General features: G+C 40.9%; 19 protein-coding genes and 1 pseudogene. 13 read left to right on the top strand and 7 right to left on the bottom strand.

What is annotated here, in order from left to right; genetic code table 11:
* The first annotated feature begins 729 nt into the window (after window positions 1–729).
* The 3 genes from lpdA to V7K46_RS21860 all read left to right on the top strand — a co-directional run bounded on the left by lpdA (window position 730) and on the right by V7K46_RS21860 (window position 3,725).
* The gene (gene lpdA, locus V7K46_RS21870; protein WP_335116750.1) at window positions 730–2,160 is read left to right on the top strand and encodes a dihydrolipoyl dehydrogenase; all 1,431 of its coding nucleotides are present in this window, start codon (window positions 730–732) and stop codon (window positions 2,158–2,160) included.
* Window positions 2,161–2,338: 178 nt separating this feature from the next.
* Window positions 2,339–3,229, top strand: coding sequence for an indole-3-glycerol phosphate synthase TrpC (gene trpC / locus V7K46_RS21865; RefSeq protein ID WP_335116749.1), 891 nt, complete (start codon window positions 2,339–2,341; stop codon window positions 3,227–3,229).
* A 244-nt stretch (window positions 3,230–3,473) separates the two neighbouring features.
* The gene (locus V7K46_RS21860) at window positions 3,474–3,725 is read left to right on the top strand and encodes a DUF5340 domain-containing protein (protein ID WP_273769510.1); all 252 of its coding nucleotides are present in this window, start codon (window positions 3,474–3,476) and stop codon (window positions 3,723–3,725) included.
* Window positions 3,726–4,379: 654 nt separating this feature from the next.
* Here the strand turns inward: V7K46_RS21860 and V7K46_RS21855 are convergent.
* Window positions 4,380–4,559, bottom strand: coding sequence for a hypothetical protein (locus tag V7K46_RS21855; RefSeq protein ID WP_335116747.1), 180 nt, complete (start codon window positions 4,557–4,559; stop codon window positions 4,380–4,382).
* 341 nt (window positions 4,560–4,900) lie between these two features.
* Here V7K46_RS21855 and V7K46_RS21850 point away from each other — a divergent pair, with 341 nt between their 5' ends.
* Window positions 4,901–5,581: a carbonic anhydrase gene (locus tag V7K46_RS21850; protein ID WP_335116745.1), complete on the top strand. Its 681-nt coding sequence runs from the start codon at window positions 4,901–4,903 to the stop codon at window positions 5,579–5,581.
* 267 nt (window positions 5,582–5,848) lie between these two features.
* Here V7K46_RS21850 and V7K46_RS21845 read toward each other — a convergent pair whose 3' ends face one another.
* Both V7K46_RS21845 and V7K46_RS21840 read right to left on the bottom strand, forming a co-directional pair.
* Window positions 5,849–6,007 carry a YqaE/Pmp3 family membrane protein gene (locus tag V7K46_RS21845; protein ID WP_335116742.1) on the bottom strand — a complete coding sequence of 53 codons (159 nt, stop codon included), beginning with the start codon at window positions 6,005–6,007 and terminating at the stop codon, window positions 5,849–5,851.
* 141 nt (window positions 6,008–6,148) lie between these two features.
* Complete coding sequence (locus V7K46_RS21840) at window positions 6,149–6,496, bottom strand: translation initiation factor (protein ID WP_273768123.1); 348 nt, start codon at window positions 6,494–6,496, stop codon at window positions 6,149–6,151.
* 229 nt (window positions 6,497–6,725) lie between these two features.
* Between V7K46_RS21840 and trpB the strand changes: the two genes are divergently transcribed.
* The 4 genes from trpB (at window position 6,726) to V7K46_RS21820 (ending at window position 10,764) form a co-directional block, all read left to right on the top strand.
* Window positions 6,726–7,961: a tryptophan synthase subunit beta gene (gene trpB, locus V7K46_RS21835; RefSeq protein WP_335116740.1), complete on the top strand. Its 1,236-nt coding sequence runs from the start codon at window positions 6,726–6,728 to the stop codon at window positions 7,959–7,961.
* A gap of 677 nt (window positions 7,962–8,638) precedes the next feature.
* Window positions 8,639–9,166, top strand: a complete 528-nt coding sequence (locus tag V7K46_RS21830; protein ID WP_335116739.1) for a CAP domain-containing protein — start codon at window positions 8,639–8,641, stop codon at window positions 9,164–9,166.
* Window positions 9,167–9,498: 332 nt separating this feature from the next.
* Window positions 9,499–10,047 (top strand): CAP domain-containing protein, encoded by a 549-nt coding sequence (locus tag V7K46_RS21825; RefSeq protein WP_298910621.1) that lies wholly within the window; start codon window positions 9,499–9,501, stop codon window positions 10,045–10,047.
* 87 nt (window positions 10,048–10,134) lie between these two features.
* A complete protein-coding gene (locus V7K46_RS21820; RefSeq protein ID WP_335116737.1) occupies window positions 10,135–10,764 on the top strand; it encodes a ribonuclease H-like domain-containing protein in 630 nt (209 codons plus the stop codon).
* A gap of 709 nt (window positions 10,765–11,473) precedes the next feature.
* On the opposite strand, the pseudogene V7K46_RS21815 reads toward V7K46_RS21820, so the two are convergent.
* A pseudogene (locus V7K46_RS21815) lies at window positions 11,474–11,920 on the bottom strand (rhodanese-like domain-containing protein); the annotation flags it as partial.
* 989 nt (window positions 11,921–12,909) lie between these two features.
* Between V7K46_RS21815 and V7K46_RS21810 the strand changes: the two are divergent.
* Together V7K46_RS21810 and V7K46_RS21805 are read left to right on the top strand one after the other, a co-directional pair.
* Window positions 12,910–13,629 carry a response regulator transcription factor gene (locus tag V7K46_RS21810; RefSeq protein WP_273769511.1) on the top strand — a complete coding sequence of 240 codons (720 nt, stop codon included), beginning with the start codon at window positions 12,910–12,912 and terminating at the stop codon, window positions 13,627–13,629.
* A 148-nt stretch (window positions 13,630–13,777) separates the two neighbouring features.
* Entirely contained in the window at window positions 13,778–14,791 is a 1,014-nt protein-coding gene (locus V7K46_RS21805) for a protein rep (RefSeq protein ID WP_335116735.1), read from the top strand.
* Between the two features lie 55 nt (window positions 14,792–14,846).
* Here the strand turns inward: V7K46_RS21805 and V7K46_RS21800 are convergent, their stop codons facing one another.
* Window positions 14,847–15,332, bottom strand: a complete 486-nt coding sequence (locus V7K46_RS21800; RefSeq protein WP_335116733.1) for a hypothetical protein — start codon at window positions 15,330–15,332, stop codon at window positions 14,847–14,849.
* A 422-nt stretch (window positions 15,333–15,754) separates the two neighbouring features.
* Between V7K46_RS21800 and V7K46_RS21795 the strand changes: the two genes are divergently transcribed.
* Window positions 15,755–15,925 carry a hypothetical protein gene (locus V7K46_RS21795; protein WP_335116731.1) on the top strand — a complete coding sequence of 57 codons (171 nt, stop codon included), beginning with the start codon at window positions 15,755–15,757 and terminating at the stop codon, window positions 15,923–15,925.
* Window positions 15,916–16,107, top strand: coding sequence for a hypothetical protein (locus V7K46_RS21790; protein ID WP_335116729.1), 192 nt, complete (start codon window positions 15,916–15,918; stop codon window positions 16,105–16,107). The genes V7K46_RS21795 and V7K46_RS21790 overlap by 10 nt, the downstream gene beginning before the upstream one ends.
* 82 nt (window positions 16,108–16,189) lie before the next feature.
* Here V7K46_RS21790 and pdxA read toward each other — a convergent pair whose 3' ends face one another.
* The gene (pdxA, locus tag V7K46_RS21785; RefSeq protein WP_335116727.1) at window positions 16,190–17,284 is read right to left on the bottom strand and encodes a 4-hydroxythreonine-4-phosphate dehydrogenase PdxA; all 1,095 of its coding nucleotides are present in this window, start codon (window positions 17,282–17,284) and stop codon (window positions 16,190–16,192) included.
* 207 nt (window positions 17,285–17,491) lie between these two features.
* Here pdxA and petM point away from each other — a divergent pair, with 207 nt between their 5' ends.
* Window positions 17,492–17,596 carry a cytochrome b6-f complex subunit PetM gene (petM, locus tag V7K46_RS21780; protein ID WP_334970983.1) on the top strand — a complete coding sequence of 35 codons (105 nt, stop codon included), beginning with the start codon at window positions 17,492–17,494 and terminating at the stop codon, window positions 17,594–17,596.
* A 16-nt stretch (window positions 17,597–17,612) separates the two neighbouring features.
* Here petM and V7K46_RS21775 read toward each other — a convergent pair whose 3' ends face one another.
* The gene (locus V7K46_RS21775; protein ID WP_335116725.1) at window positions 17,613–17,822 is read right to left on the bottom strand and encodes a hypothetical protein; all 210 of its coding nucleotides are present in this window, start codon (window positions 17,820–17,822) and stop codon (window positions 17,613–17,615) included.
* Window positions 17,823–17,827 lie beyond the last annotated feature (5 nt).

The raw sequence follows: 17,827 nt of genomic DNA, 5'->3' as shown, positions 1-17,827 counted from the left end.
GTTTCGCTCCGCTCAACATGACAATTTAAATTTATGCAAGAGGTCTAATTAACAAGACTTGGGGCAAAATCTCCTTGTTAAAGGTAGATAAACTGACGCCACAATTTATATTTCTTAATTTAGTTGTATTTTTTCACGTCCACTTACTTATGGCGCGATCCAAGTTACACTTATTACTTCAGAAGGTAAGCAAAAAGATTTAGAGCAAAGAAAGTGGTGTAATGGCAGATTAAGCATTATCGAGTTTATTCATCCTCTAATCCATTTTGAATATGGTTTAGGCTTACAAACAATAATTTTCACTCTATAGCTTTTTTCTTAAAGATGCCCATGAATTTATGTTTACGAACGTGGGTTTGTATCTCCTAGTCAGCGCGAGCTCACTATATCACCTTGACAGGGCTACTCCTAACTCCTAACTTCCCACTTCCTTTGGAGTATAAAAAAAATAAGTATCTAGATTTGACTATAATTACTGAAAACATCCATCTTTTCGCTAGAAGTGAGTGAATCATAATTTAAGTTAGCAACACCCGAACGTTAAATCAGTAAAAAGTTATCAGGCGGATGGTAAAGGATTTAAATCAGTTACCAGTTCCCAGTGTTCACTGATAACTCTGTGCTGGGGGCTTAAACCCAGCAACAAAACTGATAACTAACTGTTAAAGGGGTTGCGCTGATTGTCGGTCAAGTTGAGAATAAATAGGCGAAGCACACAGGGAAACTAACGTGAGTCAAGAATTTGATTACGATTTAGTAATTATAGGCGCTGGTGTAGGCGGACATGGCGCAGCCTTACACGCCGTAAGTTGTGGTCTGAAAACAGCGATTATTGAAGCTGCTGATATGGGAGGAACCTGTGTTAATCGGGGCTGTATCCCTTCTAAAGCGCTGCTGGCTGCATCTGGACGTGTGCGGGAGTTACGCAATGCCCACCACCTCAAGTCGCTGGGAATTCAAATTGGTAGCGTGGAATTTGATCGCCAAGCGATCGCTAATCATGCTAATAATCTGGTATCAAAAATTCAAGGCGACTTAACCAACAGTCTCAAACGTCTAAAAGTCGATATTATCAGGGGTTGGGGAAAAATCGCTGGGGCGCAAAAAGTCTCTATTACCGGAGACGGTGGCGAAAAAACGATCACGGCCAAAGACATCATCCTTTCGCCTGGTTCAATTCCTTTTGTGCCTCCAGGGATTGAAGTAGACGGCAAAACTGTCTTTACCAGCGACCAAGGCGTTAAGTTGGAGTCGCTACCAAACTGGGTAGCGATTATTGGTAGTGGTTACATCGGCTTGGAATTTTCTGACATTTACTCAGCTTTGGGTTGTGAAATCACCTTGATTGAAGCCCTAGATCAGCTAATGCCAGGATTTGACCGCGATATTGCCAAACTTGCTGAACGGGTGCTGATTACTCCCCGCGATATTGAAACCAAAGTAGGGATATACGCCAAAAAAGTCATTCCAGGTTCACCTGTGGTGATTGAGTTAGCAGATTTCAAAACCAAAGAAGATGTAGATGTCATCGAAGTAGATGCTTGCTTAGTAGCTACAGGACGCATCCCGGCGACACAAAATCTTGGTTTAGAGTCTGTAGGTGTGGAACTTGATCGGCGGAATTTTATTCCAGTTGACGATCGCATGGCAGTGCTATCAGCCGGTGAAGTAGTGCCGCATTTGTGGTCAATTGGCGACGCTAACGGGAAGATTATGTTGGCACATGCGGCTTCTGCTCAAGGCATCATCGCGGTGGAAAATATAATTGGGAGGGAAAGAATAGTAGACTATCGCAGCATCCCCGCAGCGGCGTTTACCCACCCAGAAATCAGCTATGTGGGCTTAACGGAAACCGCAGCTAAGGAGTTGGGACAAACCGAAGGGTTTGAAATCGCCACAACTAAGAGTTACTTCAAAGGAAATTCCAAAGCGTTAGCTGAGAATGAAGCCGATGGTGTTGCCAAGGTGATATATCGCAAAGACACAGGAGAAGTCTTGGGCGTCCACATTTTCGGACTGCACGCCTCAGACATAATTCACGAGGCGTCAGCCGCGATCGCTAACCGTCAATCTGTCCAAAGTCTCGCACATTTAGTTCACGCTCACCCGTCACTTTCGGAAGTGCTGGACGAAGCTTATAAACGAGCGATCACTATCTAAAAGTTAGGAGTGAGAAGTTAGGAGTGAGGAGTTAATAACTCATAACTCTGTCAATTTTAGATTTTGAATTTTGGATTTTGGATTGAAGAAAAAATCTAAAATCTAAAATCCAAAATTGAATGATTCATAACTCCTAACTCATAACTCCTAACTCATAACTCCTAACTCAGCACTAATTATGCAAATCCGTCGCCGTTCCCCTAACCCAGCTATTAATGTATCCATATTACGTTATCAGGCTGTCATGCCTGATGCAGCGCCAAACAACATCTTGGAGGAAATTGTCTGGCAGAAAGAAGTAGAATATGACCAAATGCGGGAAAAGGTTCCTTTACAGGAATTGCAGAAGCAGGTACTTAGTGCGCCGCCAACCCGTGATTTTGTCGCCGCCTTGCGCCAAGGTAAGACTAAGCCAGCATTGATTGCAGAAGTTAAAAAAGCTTCACCCAGCAAAGGCGTTTTCCGAGAAGATTTTGACCCAGTAGCGATCGCCCTTTCTTATCAGCAAGCCAAAGCAAGTTGTCTTTCTGTGCTGACAGATGTGAAGTTCTTTCAAGGTAGTTTTGAGAACTTAGCCAAGATTCGGGCTGCGGTAGATTTGCCCCTACTGTGCAAAGAGTTTGTCATTTATGCTTACCAAATATACTTAGCGCGGGTTCACGGTGCAGATGCTATTTTGTTGATTGCAGCTATCCTGAGCGATCAAGATTTGAAATACTTTCTCAAAATTGCTAACAACCTGAAAATGGCAGCCTTAATTGAAGTTCATAGTTTGGCAGAACTTGACCGTGTGTTAGCCTTAGATGGGGTATCCTTAGTAGGAATAAATAATCGAAATTTGGAAGATTTCTCTGTTGACTTGCAAACTACTTGCCAACTTTTAGCTGCAAGGGGTAGCCAATTGCAGGAGAAAAATATCCTTGTTGTCAGCGAGTCAGGACTACACAACCCAGATGATTTGAGTTTGGTGCTTACAGCAGGCGCATCAGCTGTACTCATTGGAGAATCATTGATAAAACAACCAGATCCCGGTGCTGCGATCGCCCGTATATTGCCGAAGAATTTTTGAAAAAACACCTGCCCTGCACCCTTAGTGCAGGGCAACTAACCACACAGAATTGTTGGGCAATTGGGCACACTATGCGTATCTACGCAGCACTTTGCCATCAAATATCATCATATCTTTACCAAATCTTCATTGCTAATCAAATCAAAACCATAAGCAAGTAGTTATTTATTATGTAACAATCCATTTACAAGAGATAAATTTTTACTAATACAAAATCCCAAATATGAAATCCAAATTTAACTTCATGGAGCAAATTCCTCTACCTTCACCTATTCACTACGAACTTATACTCCAACTTTTAGAAAGACAAACCATGTTAGCGGTAAATGATAATCCAGATTTACGGCATCAGGTGAATCAGCTAATTATTACTCTCCGCAAAGCGGCCGTACAACAAAAACGACTAGAAGAAATTTGCGAATTTTCCTCTGTTACTGTTGATCACCGTTGGTCGATCAACCATCATAACGGTAGTAAAGTTGTTGTCCCCGATTGAAGCTGATAACTTAATATTTCAACCTCAAATTTGGCATCTTTGTTAAGTTAGCTTACTACCATCAGAAAGTGTAATACAAATGTGTGCTTCCTTATCTTAGATCTTAATTCCGGATGAGGGAGCATCTATAAACGTCTATAAACAGCTGCAAAGATATCTTGGTAGGGACTGCCGCGATGCGTTCAAAATCAGAGTGTCCTTGGCTGAGATAACCGGATTGCGATCGCGCCAGTTGACTTAGGATTTGTGTAAAAATAACCTGAACAAATTTTATGTAGAAGCTAGATTTAGCAAGCTATTCCAAATAAATTTTGTACAACTTATTTTTACATGATGCCTTAGGGGAGCCAGTGCGTTGCAGAGGTTTCCGACGCTCGTAAGCGTTGCGTTAGCGACGTAGGAGCGTCTCAATACAGTTCAGTTAAGCATTTCTTCCTTCTCTTTCTTCTCTTCCTTTGCGTTCAACTCTTGGAGACGTTACGCGAATGCGCCCTTCTCTACAAGAGGCTGCGTGTTGGCGTTGGCAAAGCCTCTCGTAAAGAAGGCGGTACCCTGCGGGAAGCCGCTTTGCGTCTACGTTAAAAAAATTGACTTTGATAAAGAGTTAAGCCTTAAGTGAACTGTATTGAGGAGCGTCTGCCATGCCTTTGGCGTTCACGGAGCGTGTTGCAGATAAGCCTCTCGAACGCGAGTGCGTCTCCCTTTGGGAGAAGAGAAGGCTTTACACTGCGCTAGGGAGATCCAAAAAATAAAAGCAAGCGCCGTTTCAAGGATATTGTTGCCAAAACGACGAGATTTTGGCGCTTTCGCCCGGAGGGCGAAAGCTAGGCTCATAGCATTTTATTACTTGTAAGTGCCCTATCCGTTGTAGCAACTGGCGTTGCGTTATCGTGTAGCGCAACGTACTGTCAACAATTTAAGATGCCTTAGCCTACGGCGTAACGCACCCTACTGATAATTTATATTTATTCATATACATTGAATTTTTATAGCCGACATACATAGTTTTTTGCCTAACGATTAAGTTAGCTTTTTATAATTTATACAATAATTAATACTGTATAAAAAATGTAATCTTCACAATAATTTTAGCTCTGAAACAGTTCATATTGATTTATAAAAAATTGTAGATCAGCTAAAATAATTATGATATTCTCTCTCGAATTAGACGAAAGATGAAATATAACAGCATTGATGAACTATTGAGAAATAATCAGGCTTGGGTTGCCGAGAAACTGGCTCTAGACCCAACTTACTTTCAAGAATTATCTAATGGACAAACACCACCTTTTCTATACATCGGGTGTTCTGATAGTCGTCTGGCATTAACAAGATTTACCGGTACAGAACCAGGAGAGTTATTTGTACATCGTAATATTGCCAATCAAGTTTCTCTAACGGACATTAACTTTTTAGCCGTTTTAGAATACGCGATTTTACATCTTGGGGTGGAACATATTATCGTTTGTGGTCACTACGATTGCGGAGGAATTAAGACGGCTTTAGAAGGGAGAACCATCGGAATTCTTGATAACTGGGTAAATCCGATTCGAGAATTATATTTACAGAAACAAGAAGAAATTGATGCCTTGCCAACAAGAGAAGAACGTCTGAACCGTTTGGCGGAAATCAATGTTGTGGCGCAAGTAAAAAATATTTACCAAACTTCCATCATGCGTCAGGTACTCTATGAGCGAAAAGCGCCTATGGTTCATGGCTGGGTACTAGATATAAGCACTGGATTAATCAAAGATTTGAACGTCTTAACTAAGCAATGGCAATTGCACATTTGCCCCTTGCTTCTAGAGTTTAGACTCTACGCCATGTTAAAAAATGATAGTAATTTCGGTATTTAGCGCCACAGAAAGTTATACTTTGGAGACATGATTGCTCGTGTCTTTAGAGTTTTTATTTTAAGTAAAAGAAATAGTTACTTTTTCGCTACAGTCTTGTAATACTCCGGCAAACTTTTGAAAAAGAATGTACAATGCACAATTCCGAATGCTTTTTTCTAAATTCTTACTCAAAACTTTGCAGATATCCAATGTTTAAGCCTTTTTGTAGAGGCAATTTATGAATTGCCTCTGTCGAGATTGGTACACCCAACCTCCACTTACAAAGAATTATTTCTTCAAAATTATCCACACTGCATGAATAATCCCAGGAATGTAACCAAAAAACGTCAAAACTATATTAATCCAAAAGTCTACACCAAAACCTACTTGCAAAAAAACTCCCAAAGGCGGTAAGAAAATTGCACACAGAAGACGAACTAAATCCATTTGAACCTCCTATTAATCTCACAAAAGACAGCTTGTCGGTGAACTGATTCACCACTGCTCAAGTATATTTCTACCTCTCAAAGATAACATTGCCCCTCTCAATCTAGATCACAGTTAAGATCCGGTAAAGCGCACTTAAGATTAGCCACCACTGATTTTGGCCTTGTAACCTAGTTTGGTTAAAATCTCGACAATTTTCTGCTTGTGTTCGCCCTGAATTTCAATTTCATTATCTTTAATTGTCCCACCTGTGCCACACTGGGTTTTCAACTGCTTCACCAAATCAGCCAAGGTTTCTGGTTTGGCTTGAAAACCGCTAATCACCGTGACAGTTTTGCCTTTGCGTCCTTTGCGGGAAGCTTGTACTTTGAGATTTTGTTGTTGTGATGGCAGTTCTGGAATTGGTCTTTCTGTGGCGGCGGAGTTGTCGTTGCCAAATTCGCGGTAAACAAAGCTTTTGTCAGAAGATTTGGGATTGGAAGAAGACATAAAATGAATGTTTAAGAAAAATTTCAAAGGCAGTGGAAACTTCTACGCAACCATTCTGCCCGGATATCAATTTCTAGGCTAACATCACAAATCCATTCCAAGGGATTTAAAGGAATTGGGCATTGGGCATTGAGTGTCAACGAAGAATTTAGTCCTTAATCACCATTTTCCATATATGCCTCAGACTTTTCTATAATAATAATGTCATTCCCGTCATCAAAATCAGCTTGTGACTACCACTCCCCTATCTCCAAGTTCAACTGCTCAGGTTCCCGATACGCTAGGCCGCTTTGGACGCTTTGGCGGTAAGTATGTACCTGAAACGCTCATGCCTGCCCTTGCTGAATTAGAAACAGCTTATCAGCAATACCGCAATGATCCTGGTTTTCAAGCAGAACTACAGCAGTTGTTACGGGACTATGTAGGACGTGCCACACCATTGTATTTCGCTGAACGCCTCACTGCTCATTATGCCCGACCCGATCGCACGGGACCGCAAATTTACTTAAAGCGCGAGGACTTAAATCATACTGGCTCTCATAAAATCAATAATGCCCTTGGTCAGATATTGTTGGCGAAACGCATGGGCAAGCAACGGATTATTGCCGAAACTGGTGCTGGACAACATGGAGTTGCCACAGCCACAGTTTGCGCTCGTTTTGGGCTGGAATGCGTAATTTACATGGGCGTTCATGACATGGAACGCCAAGCTTTGAATGTGTTCAGAATGCGACTGATGGGGGCAGAAGTGCGTCCGGTGGAGGCGGGAACAGGAACGCTGAAGGATGCCACTTCTGAAGCAATCCGCGATTGGGTGACAAATGTGGAAACAACTCACTACATCCTGGGTTCGGTAGCAGGGCCCCATCCTTACCCAATGATGGTACGTGATTTCCATGCAGTAATTGGTCAAGAAACTCGCGCCCAAGCAATCGAAAAGTGGGGTGTATTGCCTGATATTCTTTTGGCTTGTGTGGGTGGTGGTTCCAATGCTATGGGACTATTCTATGAGTTTATCAATGAGTCTTCTATCCGGTTTATTGGGGTTGAGGCAGCAGGAGAAGGTGTCAATACCGAAAAACACGCAGCAACCTTGACAAAAGGACGAGTTGGTGTATTGCACGGAGCAATGAGCTATCTCTTGCAAGATGAGGATGGGCAAATCATTGAGGCACACTCAATTAGTGCGGGGTTAGATTATCCCGGTGTCGGCCCAGAACATAGTTATATGAAGGATACTGGTCGCGCCGAATACTATAGTGTGACGGATGCAGAGGCTTTGGCGGCATTCCAGCGATTGTCGAAATTGGAAGGGATTATCCCGGCATTGGAAACAGCCCATGCGATCGCCTATCTCGAAACTCTATGTCCCCAACTAACCGACAGTCCCCGGATTGTAATTAACTGCTCTGGACGCGGCGATAAGGATGTACATACAGTAGCCAAGTTCTTAAATCATGCGTAAATGCTCTCTACGAGATGTGCAAGGGACGCAGACTCGCTCTAAGCGTCCCTTGTGCGTCTCTAAGAGTTTCTATGCCTTGGCGAACGCGAACAGCGTGTCGCAGATTAGAAACTCTCTACCAAAGCTAGTCGCCCAGAAGTTTTAGTAAAAAAATTTATGCCATTTACAGCAGTTTGCAAGTAAGTGAGGTACAAAAGGCAGGACTCACGCATCAGATATAAAGATTTTTTACCTCCTGCCTCCAAACCTGTAGCTTTGTACTTCATGGAAAAGAAAACTGCTGTATATCTCATATTCCCCAATTTAGTCAGTATTAATCCTTAGTAAATTTATCTCTTTAGATTCAAAAATAATTCATAATAATTGCTTTTACTAAGTATTGCTACTGTTAATTATTAGAAATTTTTGATTGTTCTTTAACCATTATTAGCCAGATATTGGAAATATTCGTGTATTACAAAATGAAGTGCAGAAAGTAGTTTGTCTAAAAATAATCATACTAATGGTAGATGGAAGTTTCTTAAAAAGATGAAAAAGTTTTCGTAAAATCGTGAATTTAAACGTTTGCTGGTAGTTTATGAACATAAAACCCCATAAACAGAGGTATATAGACCGATAACCAATTTGTCACATTGACACTAGCTTGGTTAGATTGTCTGTAACTAAAGTTACAGCAAATGATTAAAACAACAATTTACGGACTTACTTTAAGCAGCATTATTCTCAATAGTGGTGCGATCGCTACTCCGGTAACAAATCCAACTTTTACAGCAAGAAGTTTTTATGTATCAAGTGATACTTTTAAGATTGCGGCATCTAGGATAGACACTGCTGCTCTAGAACAGTCGGTTTTCAACCAAATTAATAACTACAGAGCTTCCCAAGGGCTACCAGCGCTGACTCGTAATTCTGCCATCGACAATCAAGCCAGGATTCACAGTCAGAACATGGCTAATGGTACAGTTCCCTTTGGACATACGGGATTTTCAGAACGTGTTAGAGCAATCGGTATTCCTTATAGAGCAGCTGGTGAAAATGTCGCTTACAACCAGGGATATAGTGATCCTGCCACAATAGCTGTTCAAGGCTGGCTCAAAAGTCCAGGGCATCTAGCCAATATCAAAGGTAATTATGATAAGACGGGGATTGGTGTCGCTAGCAACAGTAAAGGCGCAATCTACTTCACACAAATTTTCCTTCGCTGATAGATTTGGTAAAATTTAGGTTTGTTTCTCAAATTCCCCAGACTTCAGCCTGCTAGCAGGCTGAATAATGTAGTTTCAATGACATTTGTCTATTGAAGACTAGATTATTTTTTTAGTAATTGATGAAAATTCTTAAATTATCAGTAAAAATAACCGTGATTTCATGAAGCTTATTTATTGAAGTATTGACAATTGGAAATGATTGTTTATACTTCCTATACAACGATGTAGCCAGTTTGCCGAAATTCATCAATCCTTAATAGAATCATGGTATATATTGTTGGAACTATAGGGTAGAGTAGAAGTCATCTCTACACATTACGCAATTCTCCATGTTCCGACAAACTGCTTTTGGCATCGCTTTAAGTGCGCTTGTCCTTGCTAGTGGATTAACGACTGTTCCGAAACCAAATTATCTTTCTACAAATACATCCACCCGTAATAAGCTGTTGTCACTTTTTTCCAGTCAGGTTGCAATATCGACTCCTACTTTTAAAACTACAGAGTTAGAAAAATCAGTTTTTGACGAAATTAATCGATATCGGGCTTCTAAAGGACTGCCAAAGTTGACCATAAATGCAAATATCACTCGACAGGCAAGAATTCATAGTCAAAATATGGCTAAAGGTAAAACGCCATTTAGCCATCAAGGATTTGAACGGCGAGTCAAAGCTATCCCTATTCGCTACAACAGTGCGGCGGAAAATGTTGCTTTCAATCGGGGATATAGCAACCCTGTAGACAAAGCTGTTACTGGTTGGATCAACAGTCCCGGACATCTAAAGAATCTTAAAGGAAATTATAACCTGACTGGAATTGGCGTTGCTACTAATAATCAAGGCGAAGTCTACCTTACACAAATGTTTTTCCGCACTAGGTAGATTTAATTTCTGATTTTTGCACAATAATAATGTAGTGTCTGACAAGACTTTTATTTGCTGGACACTGCAATTATTTTTGAACAATTCATGACATTACAAGATTTTCAGGTGAGCGATCGCGACCTCAGTGACGCAGCCCTTGGACAGTATTTAGAATCTACAGCGATCGCAGTTGATACAGAAACGATGGGATTATTGCCGCAACGCGATCGCTTGTGTCTTGTCCAACTGTGCAATCTAGAAGGAAAAGTGACTGCAATTCGCATAGCCAAAGGACAAGCTGACGCTCCAAACTTAAAAAAACTCTTGGAAGCGGCAAATGTTGTAAAAGTGTTTCACTTTGCTCGCTTTGACCTTGCCACTTTACGAGCCAATCTGGGGATTCAGGTTCAGCCTGTTTTTTGTACCAAAATTGCTAGTAAGTTAGCCCGTACTTATACAAATCGCCACGGACTTAAAGATGTGGTGCAAGAGTTAGAAAAAGTGGAACTGGATAAAAGCTCTCAAAGTTCTGATTGGGGTAACGCTGCCAGTTTATCTGAAGCTCAACTGAGTTACGCTGCCAATGATGTGCGCTACTTACTTAGTGTGCAGCAGAAGTTAACAGAAATGCTCAAACGAGAAGAACGTTGGGAAATTGCTCAAGAATGTTTTGAATTTATACCAACAATTGTTTCTTTAGATTTGTTGCAATTTAAGGATTTGTTTGAACACTGAATCAAACAGTAAACCTCTTGCAAAAGTTATATTTCTGGAGGAGAAGCCTCTGGAGGCAGAATATTTTGTCTCCTGACTCTTCAACTTATCACATGCCTTTTTTTATAGTCAACGCCAAGGGCGAACGGCAACTTGTTCTCCTGCACGCTATTACGTAGCTTGCTTCCTCGTAGGGGTACGGGGAATCGCAAAAGCCGCGGCTCAGAGTTCTCTGTGAATTCTGACTTATTTCCTCACGAGAAATTGAGATTTTGCAAGAAGTCTATTACTGATTTGCTAAGTTATTTTATACATAAGAGCCAATATTGGAATCATCTGAACCTGTAGGAGTTCTAGATTCGCTAATGTCTTACTTCACGTCATCGGTTTTCTGTTGAATGTCTTGCTTTACGTCACCAGCTTTCTCTTGAATACCTTCCTTGACGTCACCAGCTTTCTGTTGAATGTCTTGCTTTACGTCACCGGCTTTCTGTTGAATGCCTTCCTTGACGTCACTGGCTTTCTCCTTAGCCTCACCGGCTTTCTGTTGAATGCCTTCCTTGACGTCACTGGCTTTCTCCTTAGCCTCACTTGCTTTCTCTTGAATGCCTTCTTTTAGGTTACTCGCTCCCTCTTGAATGCTTTCCTTTAAATTACTGGCTCCCTCTTGAATGCCTTCTTTTAGGTTACTTGCTCCCCTTTTAATGGCTTCTGTCGGGCTAGTGCCTCCCTTTTGCAGATTCTCTTGGTGATTTTTTAGCCGATCTACCACATTGTAGTCATCTGCACCTGGGGGAGTTGTTGATTCGACAATGCCTTCTGTTGGGCCACCGATCTCCTTCCACGCAGCAAGACCACCTTTGATTTGAGATACATGCTCAAATCCATTAGAACGCAGTTGTTGTGCGGCTTGGGCAGTTTCTTCTTCATTAGCTCCGTAAACGTAAATATCCCGGCTCTTAGCCAAAGAAGCTACTGCCCGCTCTACTAATTGATCTACTGGCATCGGCATCGCTCCCATAATGTGACCTTCGTTGAAGGTGTTGCGATCGCGCACATCCAGTATTGTAAAAGCTGGTTCGCCCCATTCTAGACGAGTCTTCAAGACATGAGCTTCAGATTGTGATTCTATTGGTGGCTGTGGGGGAATGATGCCGCCTGCTAAATTGTTAGTCATAATTATTCCTTACTGACGATATTAATAGCAATTTAATGGACTAAGCATATTTAATTGCTCTTTCTCTGGGATGAATATTTTCAAACTATCTCCTCAGATAGAGTGGTAATTCCAATAATTTCTACCAATTAATCAATTGCCAATAAAGCCATTCAAGACTATAGATGACAAGATAAGGTTTTATATTAAGTTAATTAAATATATTTAAATTTTATGTTGATGATATTGAATAATACAGCCAAATTTAGATTTTTTTAAATCTCCTATCATCTATATATAACTGAAAAAATCTTAGTTTAAAATTAAAAATATCCAATCATTACTATAGTATTTTTGGACTTTTTCAATATCTGCGATCGCTAACAATAATATCTTTTCAATCTCTTGCTGCACTGTTGGAGTTATACAAGCAGCGCTATAGCGATTCTCACCACCAGTCCAAGACTTGTCATAGTTTCATGCTGAAACTTGTAGTATACTATATGCTTAAGAGGGTATCTACATGTAAATGCACGCTGAGTAAATTATCGTAGACCCTCTTCAAGAAGGCATACCTGTTGCCTAGAGTACATTTGGGTAAATAGGAGTTTAGAATCTAGGTTGGCTTATAGCTTTGTTTGTGAGCCTTTGTAGATACCTAATTAATTAGGTAGTGCGTTACTGTTCCAAAGTTGTAGCAATTGCTGTGGCGTTTGTTATTTCTCTCGACTATTTGCAGTTATGGAGATGTCTTCAATTACACTCGTTTTTACTATAAAAGTTTGCAATTATACAATATAAATTAAAAGTTTTACAAAAATCATACAATAATTATATATTCTATAAGCATTACATGATTGAACTTTTCATATTTATGGAAAATTAATTGTACACAAGTACTACAGTAGCGATACTACTCAGCATAGACGCGTGTGAATACATTCTCAACAGAAACACCTCAAGCAAAACTGGCACAATAGCAAATCGCCCAATCCACAATAGGCAGCATTATGGTTATGGTTTCTGAGACTACTCCCAAAATTCTGATCGTTGATGACGACTTCGGTGTCCGAAATCTCGTGTATCGTTTTTTAAGTCGGAAATATCAAATAGAGTCGGCAGCAGATGGTAAGACTGCCTTGTCGTTGTTTGAGCAATTCAATCCAACTTTAGTAATTCTGGATTGGAATTTGCCGGATGTTAATGGTTATAGCCTCTGCCAAGAAATGCAGAGTCGTACTAATGTTTTAGTGCTGATACTGACTAGTAGGACTGACGAGGCTGATAAAATTAAAATCTTGAGCGCAGGTGCTGATGATTTCATGACTAAACCATTTAGTCTTGCAGAAGTTGAAGTTAGAGTAGAAGCTCTTTTAAGGCGGATACGCTACATCAACCCCTCCCCAACACAACGTATTCTCTTCAAGCAGCTAGCAATTAACCCAGAGGGTCGGGAGGTTACACTTAATGATAGACCTCTGGCTTTAACAGCGCTGGAATTTAATATCTTACATTTTTTGGCAAGTCATCCTAATCAGGCTTGGAGTCGTCCACAGCTAATCCAAAAAATCTGGGGTTGTGACTACATAGGAGATGGCCGAGTGGTTGATGTGCATATTGGTCAGCTTCGTAAGAAGATGGAAGTCGATGCCAGCATACCGGAGTTTATTAAAACTGTGCGGGGCTATGGTTACAAGTTTGAAGCGCCCGACGAAAATACTAATTCCTGATCTTTCTGATTTCGGGAGTACTTGATAATAATGAATGACTCAGATAAGTTAGCATTAGTCTTATTGCTTACTTAAATACTTTTACTGAGGCTTGACCGGATAACTTGGGTTAATTTGGGACGTTGATACAAACTGATTTAGTAATTTTGTGTCTGCTCAAGCCTCAGACAGTAACTTTATTGCTTTTAATATATCGTCTCAAGATAAGTTCCAACAAAATCAAAATATACAGAGCTTATCCGAAGTTTCGCCTATAGGTAAAATTTGGGATAAGCACAGAGCTAATACTGATAAAATCTTACATTATTACGCCAAAGCAGAGGAAGATTATTTTCAGCAGTATGCTTGGCGGATGAGAATCTGTTCCGAGTTGCTGAAATTTGAATTAGTGCCAAACGAATCGGAAGGTATTCTCAAGTTAAAGCTATCAGATACCCGATTCTGTCGGGTTCGTCATTGTCCAGTTTGTCAGTGGCGGCGATCGCTGATGTGGAAAGCAAGAGCTTACAAAATTCTCCCACAGGTTGTCACTGATTACCCCAAACACCGTTGGCTGTTTGTCACCTTGACTGTAAGGAATTGCCAAATTAAAGAACTCAGGGGAAACTTGGATTCGATAAATAAGGCTTTTAAGCGACTCACTGAATTGAAATCATGGCCTGCGAAAGGTTGGGTGAAGTCCACAGAAGTTACCAAAAGTAAAGATGGAGTCTCGGCACACCCACATTTACATATTTTGGCAATGGTGCCGCCTTCCTATTTCAGTCATGGCTATCTTTCTCATGCCAAATGGGTAGCGTTATGGCAGCAGTGCTTACGGATTGATTACCAGCCCGTTGTTCATATTAGCGCGATGTCTGGCGACAAGCCGCTTCGCGTCTACGCAAAGCATCATAACCCTTCACTACTTATCCCAGAAATTCTCAAGTATCAGGTGAAAGAGTCAGATTTGGTGGGTGATAGGGAATGGTTTTTAGAGTTAACCCGTCAACTGCATAAAACTAGAGCGATCGCTGTTGGGGGTATACTCAGGCAATATATGCGGGAATTAGAGGAGAAAAACCAAGACCTCATTAATGAAAGTGAAGAGACAGATGAGGTGGATGGGGAAAGTTTGTTTTTCCGATGGGAGCGCAAGTTACAAAGATTTAATATAGAGTGACATCAGCGATGCGACCAAAGTCACATAATCCTTACAGGAAAAAGATTATAGGAATTTAGAACCGTAGATCCTGTGGTTTAATCCGGCGAAAGGACAAAGACCAGCGATCAGATACAACCGGAAGTAGTTCATGTGGAATACTAGAATCAAACTTGATAACCTGACCATCTTCAAGGTGATGTTCCTGATTATCGATGCAGAAAGTAGCACGTCCAATATTGACTAATACTACCAGAGGTTCAAAAACGGAGTGGTCACAGTGTTCTATCATGCGACCACCTAGACGATAATGGCAGAGTAAGGCACAATTCCATCCTGGGAAAATGCGATCGCCAAGTCTATTAACCCTCTCATCCCAATTGCCTGGATTAATTTTCGCATTAGGCTTTAGTAGTATTACCTCGTATCCAAACCATTTGTGAGTTCGACCAGAAGTAACCCGGCTAGAAGACATTGACTTCATGCCAAATTGATGATGAGTCCAATCATGAAGACTTTGAAGATCGGTACGAACATATCCAACAGTTTCAAGGAAATTCATTATTAACTCCTAAAAATTTAAACTCTGAAAATCAAACTTAATTACACCCCCTTCACACGAAGTGTTTAAGAAAAAATATTTAAAGACGTATTGACACCACGACTAGTGGAATACAACTCTTTATTGAAAAGAAAAAATATTTAAAGACGTATTAACACCACGACCAGTGGAGTACAACTCTTTATTTCCTTTGACTTGGAGGGATTAAAAAAACCATTCAAGCAACTAAGCAAGTAAATGAATGCATATCCTCATATCCTTTTAGGCGTTAGCCTATCTTTCCTACAACCTGAAGAATCAATAAAAAAGAAATACCAGCCACCCAACAAGTGGATGACTGGTTAAATGGCCTTGACTTGAAACTAGAAAATAGCTTCGATGATAAAGTTATAAAATCTCAAAATAGATTGGAAAAAAGAACAATGACTGATCCAAAGCCTATTCGCACAGTTCGTCGGGGAAGAATATTCCCTGATATTCAGTGGTCAGAAGAAAAAAAAGCTCGATGGAAAGCTGAACAAGAGGCATTTTACCAACGCTGCAAAGTTATTTTTGACCGAGTTCAGCCAGAGGTGAACGAAATATGCAACTAGCAAAGGGGGAAGCAAAGTTTGATATCTACGCCGGAAAAGTCAGAATAGATGGACAAAAGTTTAATATCCCTGTTTACGCAGGTGATGGAGTTTCAGAACTTTTACTCGGTCGTCAGTGGCTGAAAAATCGACGGTTAGTGGTGGATTTTCCGGCGGGAGTATTAACACTGGGAAACAGTTGAGATTATGAGGAAAATACTGCTTATAATGGGTCTTAGAGACTTTTAATTAGTACTTGATGAGAAGTTATATTTCTAGAAATAATCATTGATAATTTTTCTTAGCCAATCTTCGACTAACCAACTCAGCCGCTAAATGTATTGCTGCTTTCATACTCGTAGCATCAGCAATTCCCTTACCCGCAATATCAAACGCTGTCCCATGATCCGGTGAAGTCCGAACGAAAGGAAGACCAATAGAAGTATTAACTGCCCGATCAAACGCCATCAGCTTCACAGGAATTAAGCCTTGGTCGTGGTAAAGTGCCAAATAGGCATCAGCTGGATTTTGTACTAAAGAATTTCCATACCAAGCTTGACCAGGTTTAACCCACATCGTATCTGGCGGTATCGGCCCATCTAATTGTAATTGTGGTCGCTTTTGCCGCTCTTGCTCCAACCAGGGAATTAACCAATCTTGTTCTTCATGTCCAAGTTGTCCCTGTTCGCCACTGTGGGGATTCAAACCCGCGATCGCAATTCTCCCATTTTCTATCCCAAAATCTTTCTCCAAACACTCCACCAACAAATCCAGTTTCTGTGTCAGCAACTGCGGTGTCAATATATCTGCTACTTGACGTAGGGGAATATGTGTGGTAGCTAGTATTGCGCGGAGTATCCAACCAGTATGGGGCGATCGCGCTACGAATAACATCCCAAAACGGTCAACACCTGATTTCTGTGCCAAAAGTTCCGTTTGCCCTGGATAATTATACCCTGCGGCTTTCCAAGCAGATTTAGCGATCGGTCCGGTGACAATACCATCAAATTTACCAGCGAGTGTTTGAGCGATCGCATATTCCATATAGGCAAAACTAGCCGCACCACTTGCTGCATTACCTGTTCCGGGGATGATTTCACTTTTATTTTCCCTATCAAACTGCACATCACTGACTAACAACTCGTCTGGATTTGCCAAAGCTGCTAAATTCTCAGTTAAATTCAGTTTGTGATAAGCCTGTGCCAGCAAATCCCGGTTACCCACCACTGTTACGTCATATTTTTTACTAATTTCCGCATCTGCTAAAGCTTTCAAAATCACCTCCGGCCCAATCCCCGCCGGATCTCCTAGCGTCAGTACCAAACGCGGACGATTCTCTTTGCAAAAATTTACTAAATTACCTTGATTATTTTGATACATAAAATATATTCATAATTCTTATCATCAATTGTTCCTAATTTCCCCATCTCCCCCTCTCCCAACAGTAGGGATTGCCCCCTAAACCAGTAGGGATTACCTGCTAAACTAGTTTAAAATTATTTACACAGGTCTAATCCTACAGCAACTATTGAAAAGCTTCTGGTAGACCTAGTTTACACACTACTTTGCATAAGGAGAATCACACCAATGGGCGGCGAAATTTTGGATGGAGCTCTATTGTCCTTCGGTTTAATCTTCGTGGGCTGGGGCTTAGGCGCGTTGTTACTGAAAATTCAGGGCACAGAAGAATAATCCCTACGGTAATCGGCTATTGAGAGGGAAGGGGTTTTCCTCTGCCTTGGAAAGTTCTGTTCGCCTCAAGCTGGCGTTCATACTTTTCGCTAACTGGGAAAAAAGCTTGTCCGTTTACCGGACAGCCATTTTCCCATAAATTTTTCCAAATAAATTGATTTTCTGAGAAAAGATGTAAACTTTTGTTTGCATAGGTTATTCTGATAACATTCTTTTCATAAAACATTAAAA

It is taken from the genome of Nostoc sp., from assembly GCF_036917395.1.
In the GTDB taxonomy this organism is placed as follows: Bacteria; Cyanobacteriota; Cyanobacteriia; order Cyanobacteriales; family Nostocaceae; genus Nostoc.
This window is presented reverse-complemented; position numbering and strand designations above follow the sequence as displayed.

Coding starts and splice junctions, on each gene's coding strand:
- trpC (WP_335116749.1), top strand. CDS start 2,339: ATGCAAATCCGTCGCCGTTCCCCTAACCCAGCTATTAATGTATCCATA.
- V7K46_RS21860 (WP_273769510.1), top strand. CDS start 3,474: ATGGAGCAAATTCCTCTACCTTCACCTATTCACTACGAACTTATACTC.
- V7K46_RS21855 (WP_335116747.1), bottom strand. CDS start 4,559: ATGAGCCTAGCTTTCGCCCTCCGGGCGAAAGCGCCAAAATCTCGTCGT.
- V7K46_RS21850 (WP_335116745.1), top strand. CDS start 4,901: ATGAAATATAACAGCATTGATGAACTATTGAGAAATAATCAGGCTTGG.
- V7K46_RS21845 (WP_335116742.1), bottom strand. CDS start 6,007: ATGGATTTAGTTCGTCTTCTGTGTGCAATTTTCTTACCGCCTTTGGGA.
- V7K46_RS21840 (WP_273768123.1), bottom strand. CDS start 6,496: ATGTCTTCTTCCAATCCCAAATCTTCTGACAAAAGCTTTGTTTACCGC.
- V7K46_RS21830 (WP_335116739.1), top strand. CDS start 8,639: ATGATTAAAACAACAATTTACGGACTTACTTTAAGCAGCATTATTCTC.
- V7K46_RS21825 (WP_298910621.1), top strand. CDS start 9,499: ATGTTCCGACAAACTGCTTTTGGCATCGCTTTAAGTGCGCTTGTCCTT.
- V7K46_RS21820 (WP_335116737.1), top strand. CDS start 10,135: ATGACATTACAAGATTTTCAGGTGAGCGATCGCGACCTCAGTGACGCA.
- V7K46_RS21810 (WP_273769511.1), top strand. CDS start 12,910: ATGGTTATGGTTTCTGAGACTACTCCCAAAATTCTGATCGTTGATGAC.
- V7K46_RS21800 (WP_335116733.1), bottom strand. CDS start 15,332: ATGAATTTCCTTGAAACTGTTGGATATGTTCGTACCGATCTTCAAAGT.
- V7K46_RS21795 (WP_335116731.1), top strand. CDS start 15,755: ATGACTGATCCAAAGCCTATTCGCACAGTTCGTCGGGGAAGAATATTC.
- V7K46_RS21790 (WP_335116729.1), top strand. CDS start 15,916: ATGCAACTAGCAAAGGGGGAAGCAAAGTTTGATATCTACGCCGGAAAA.
- pdxA (WP_335116727.1), bottom strand. CDS start 17,284: ATGTATCAAAATAATCAAGGTAATTTAGTAAATTTTTGCAAAGAGAAT.
- petM (WP_334970983.1), top strand. CDS start 17,492: ATGGGCGGCGAAATTTTGGATGGAGCTCTATTGTCCTTCGGTTTAATC.
- V7K46_RS21775 (WP_335116725.1), bottom strand. CDS start 17,822: ATGTTTTATGAAAAGAATGTTATCAGAATAACCTATGCAAACAAAAGT.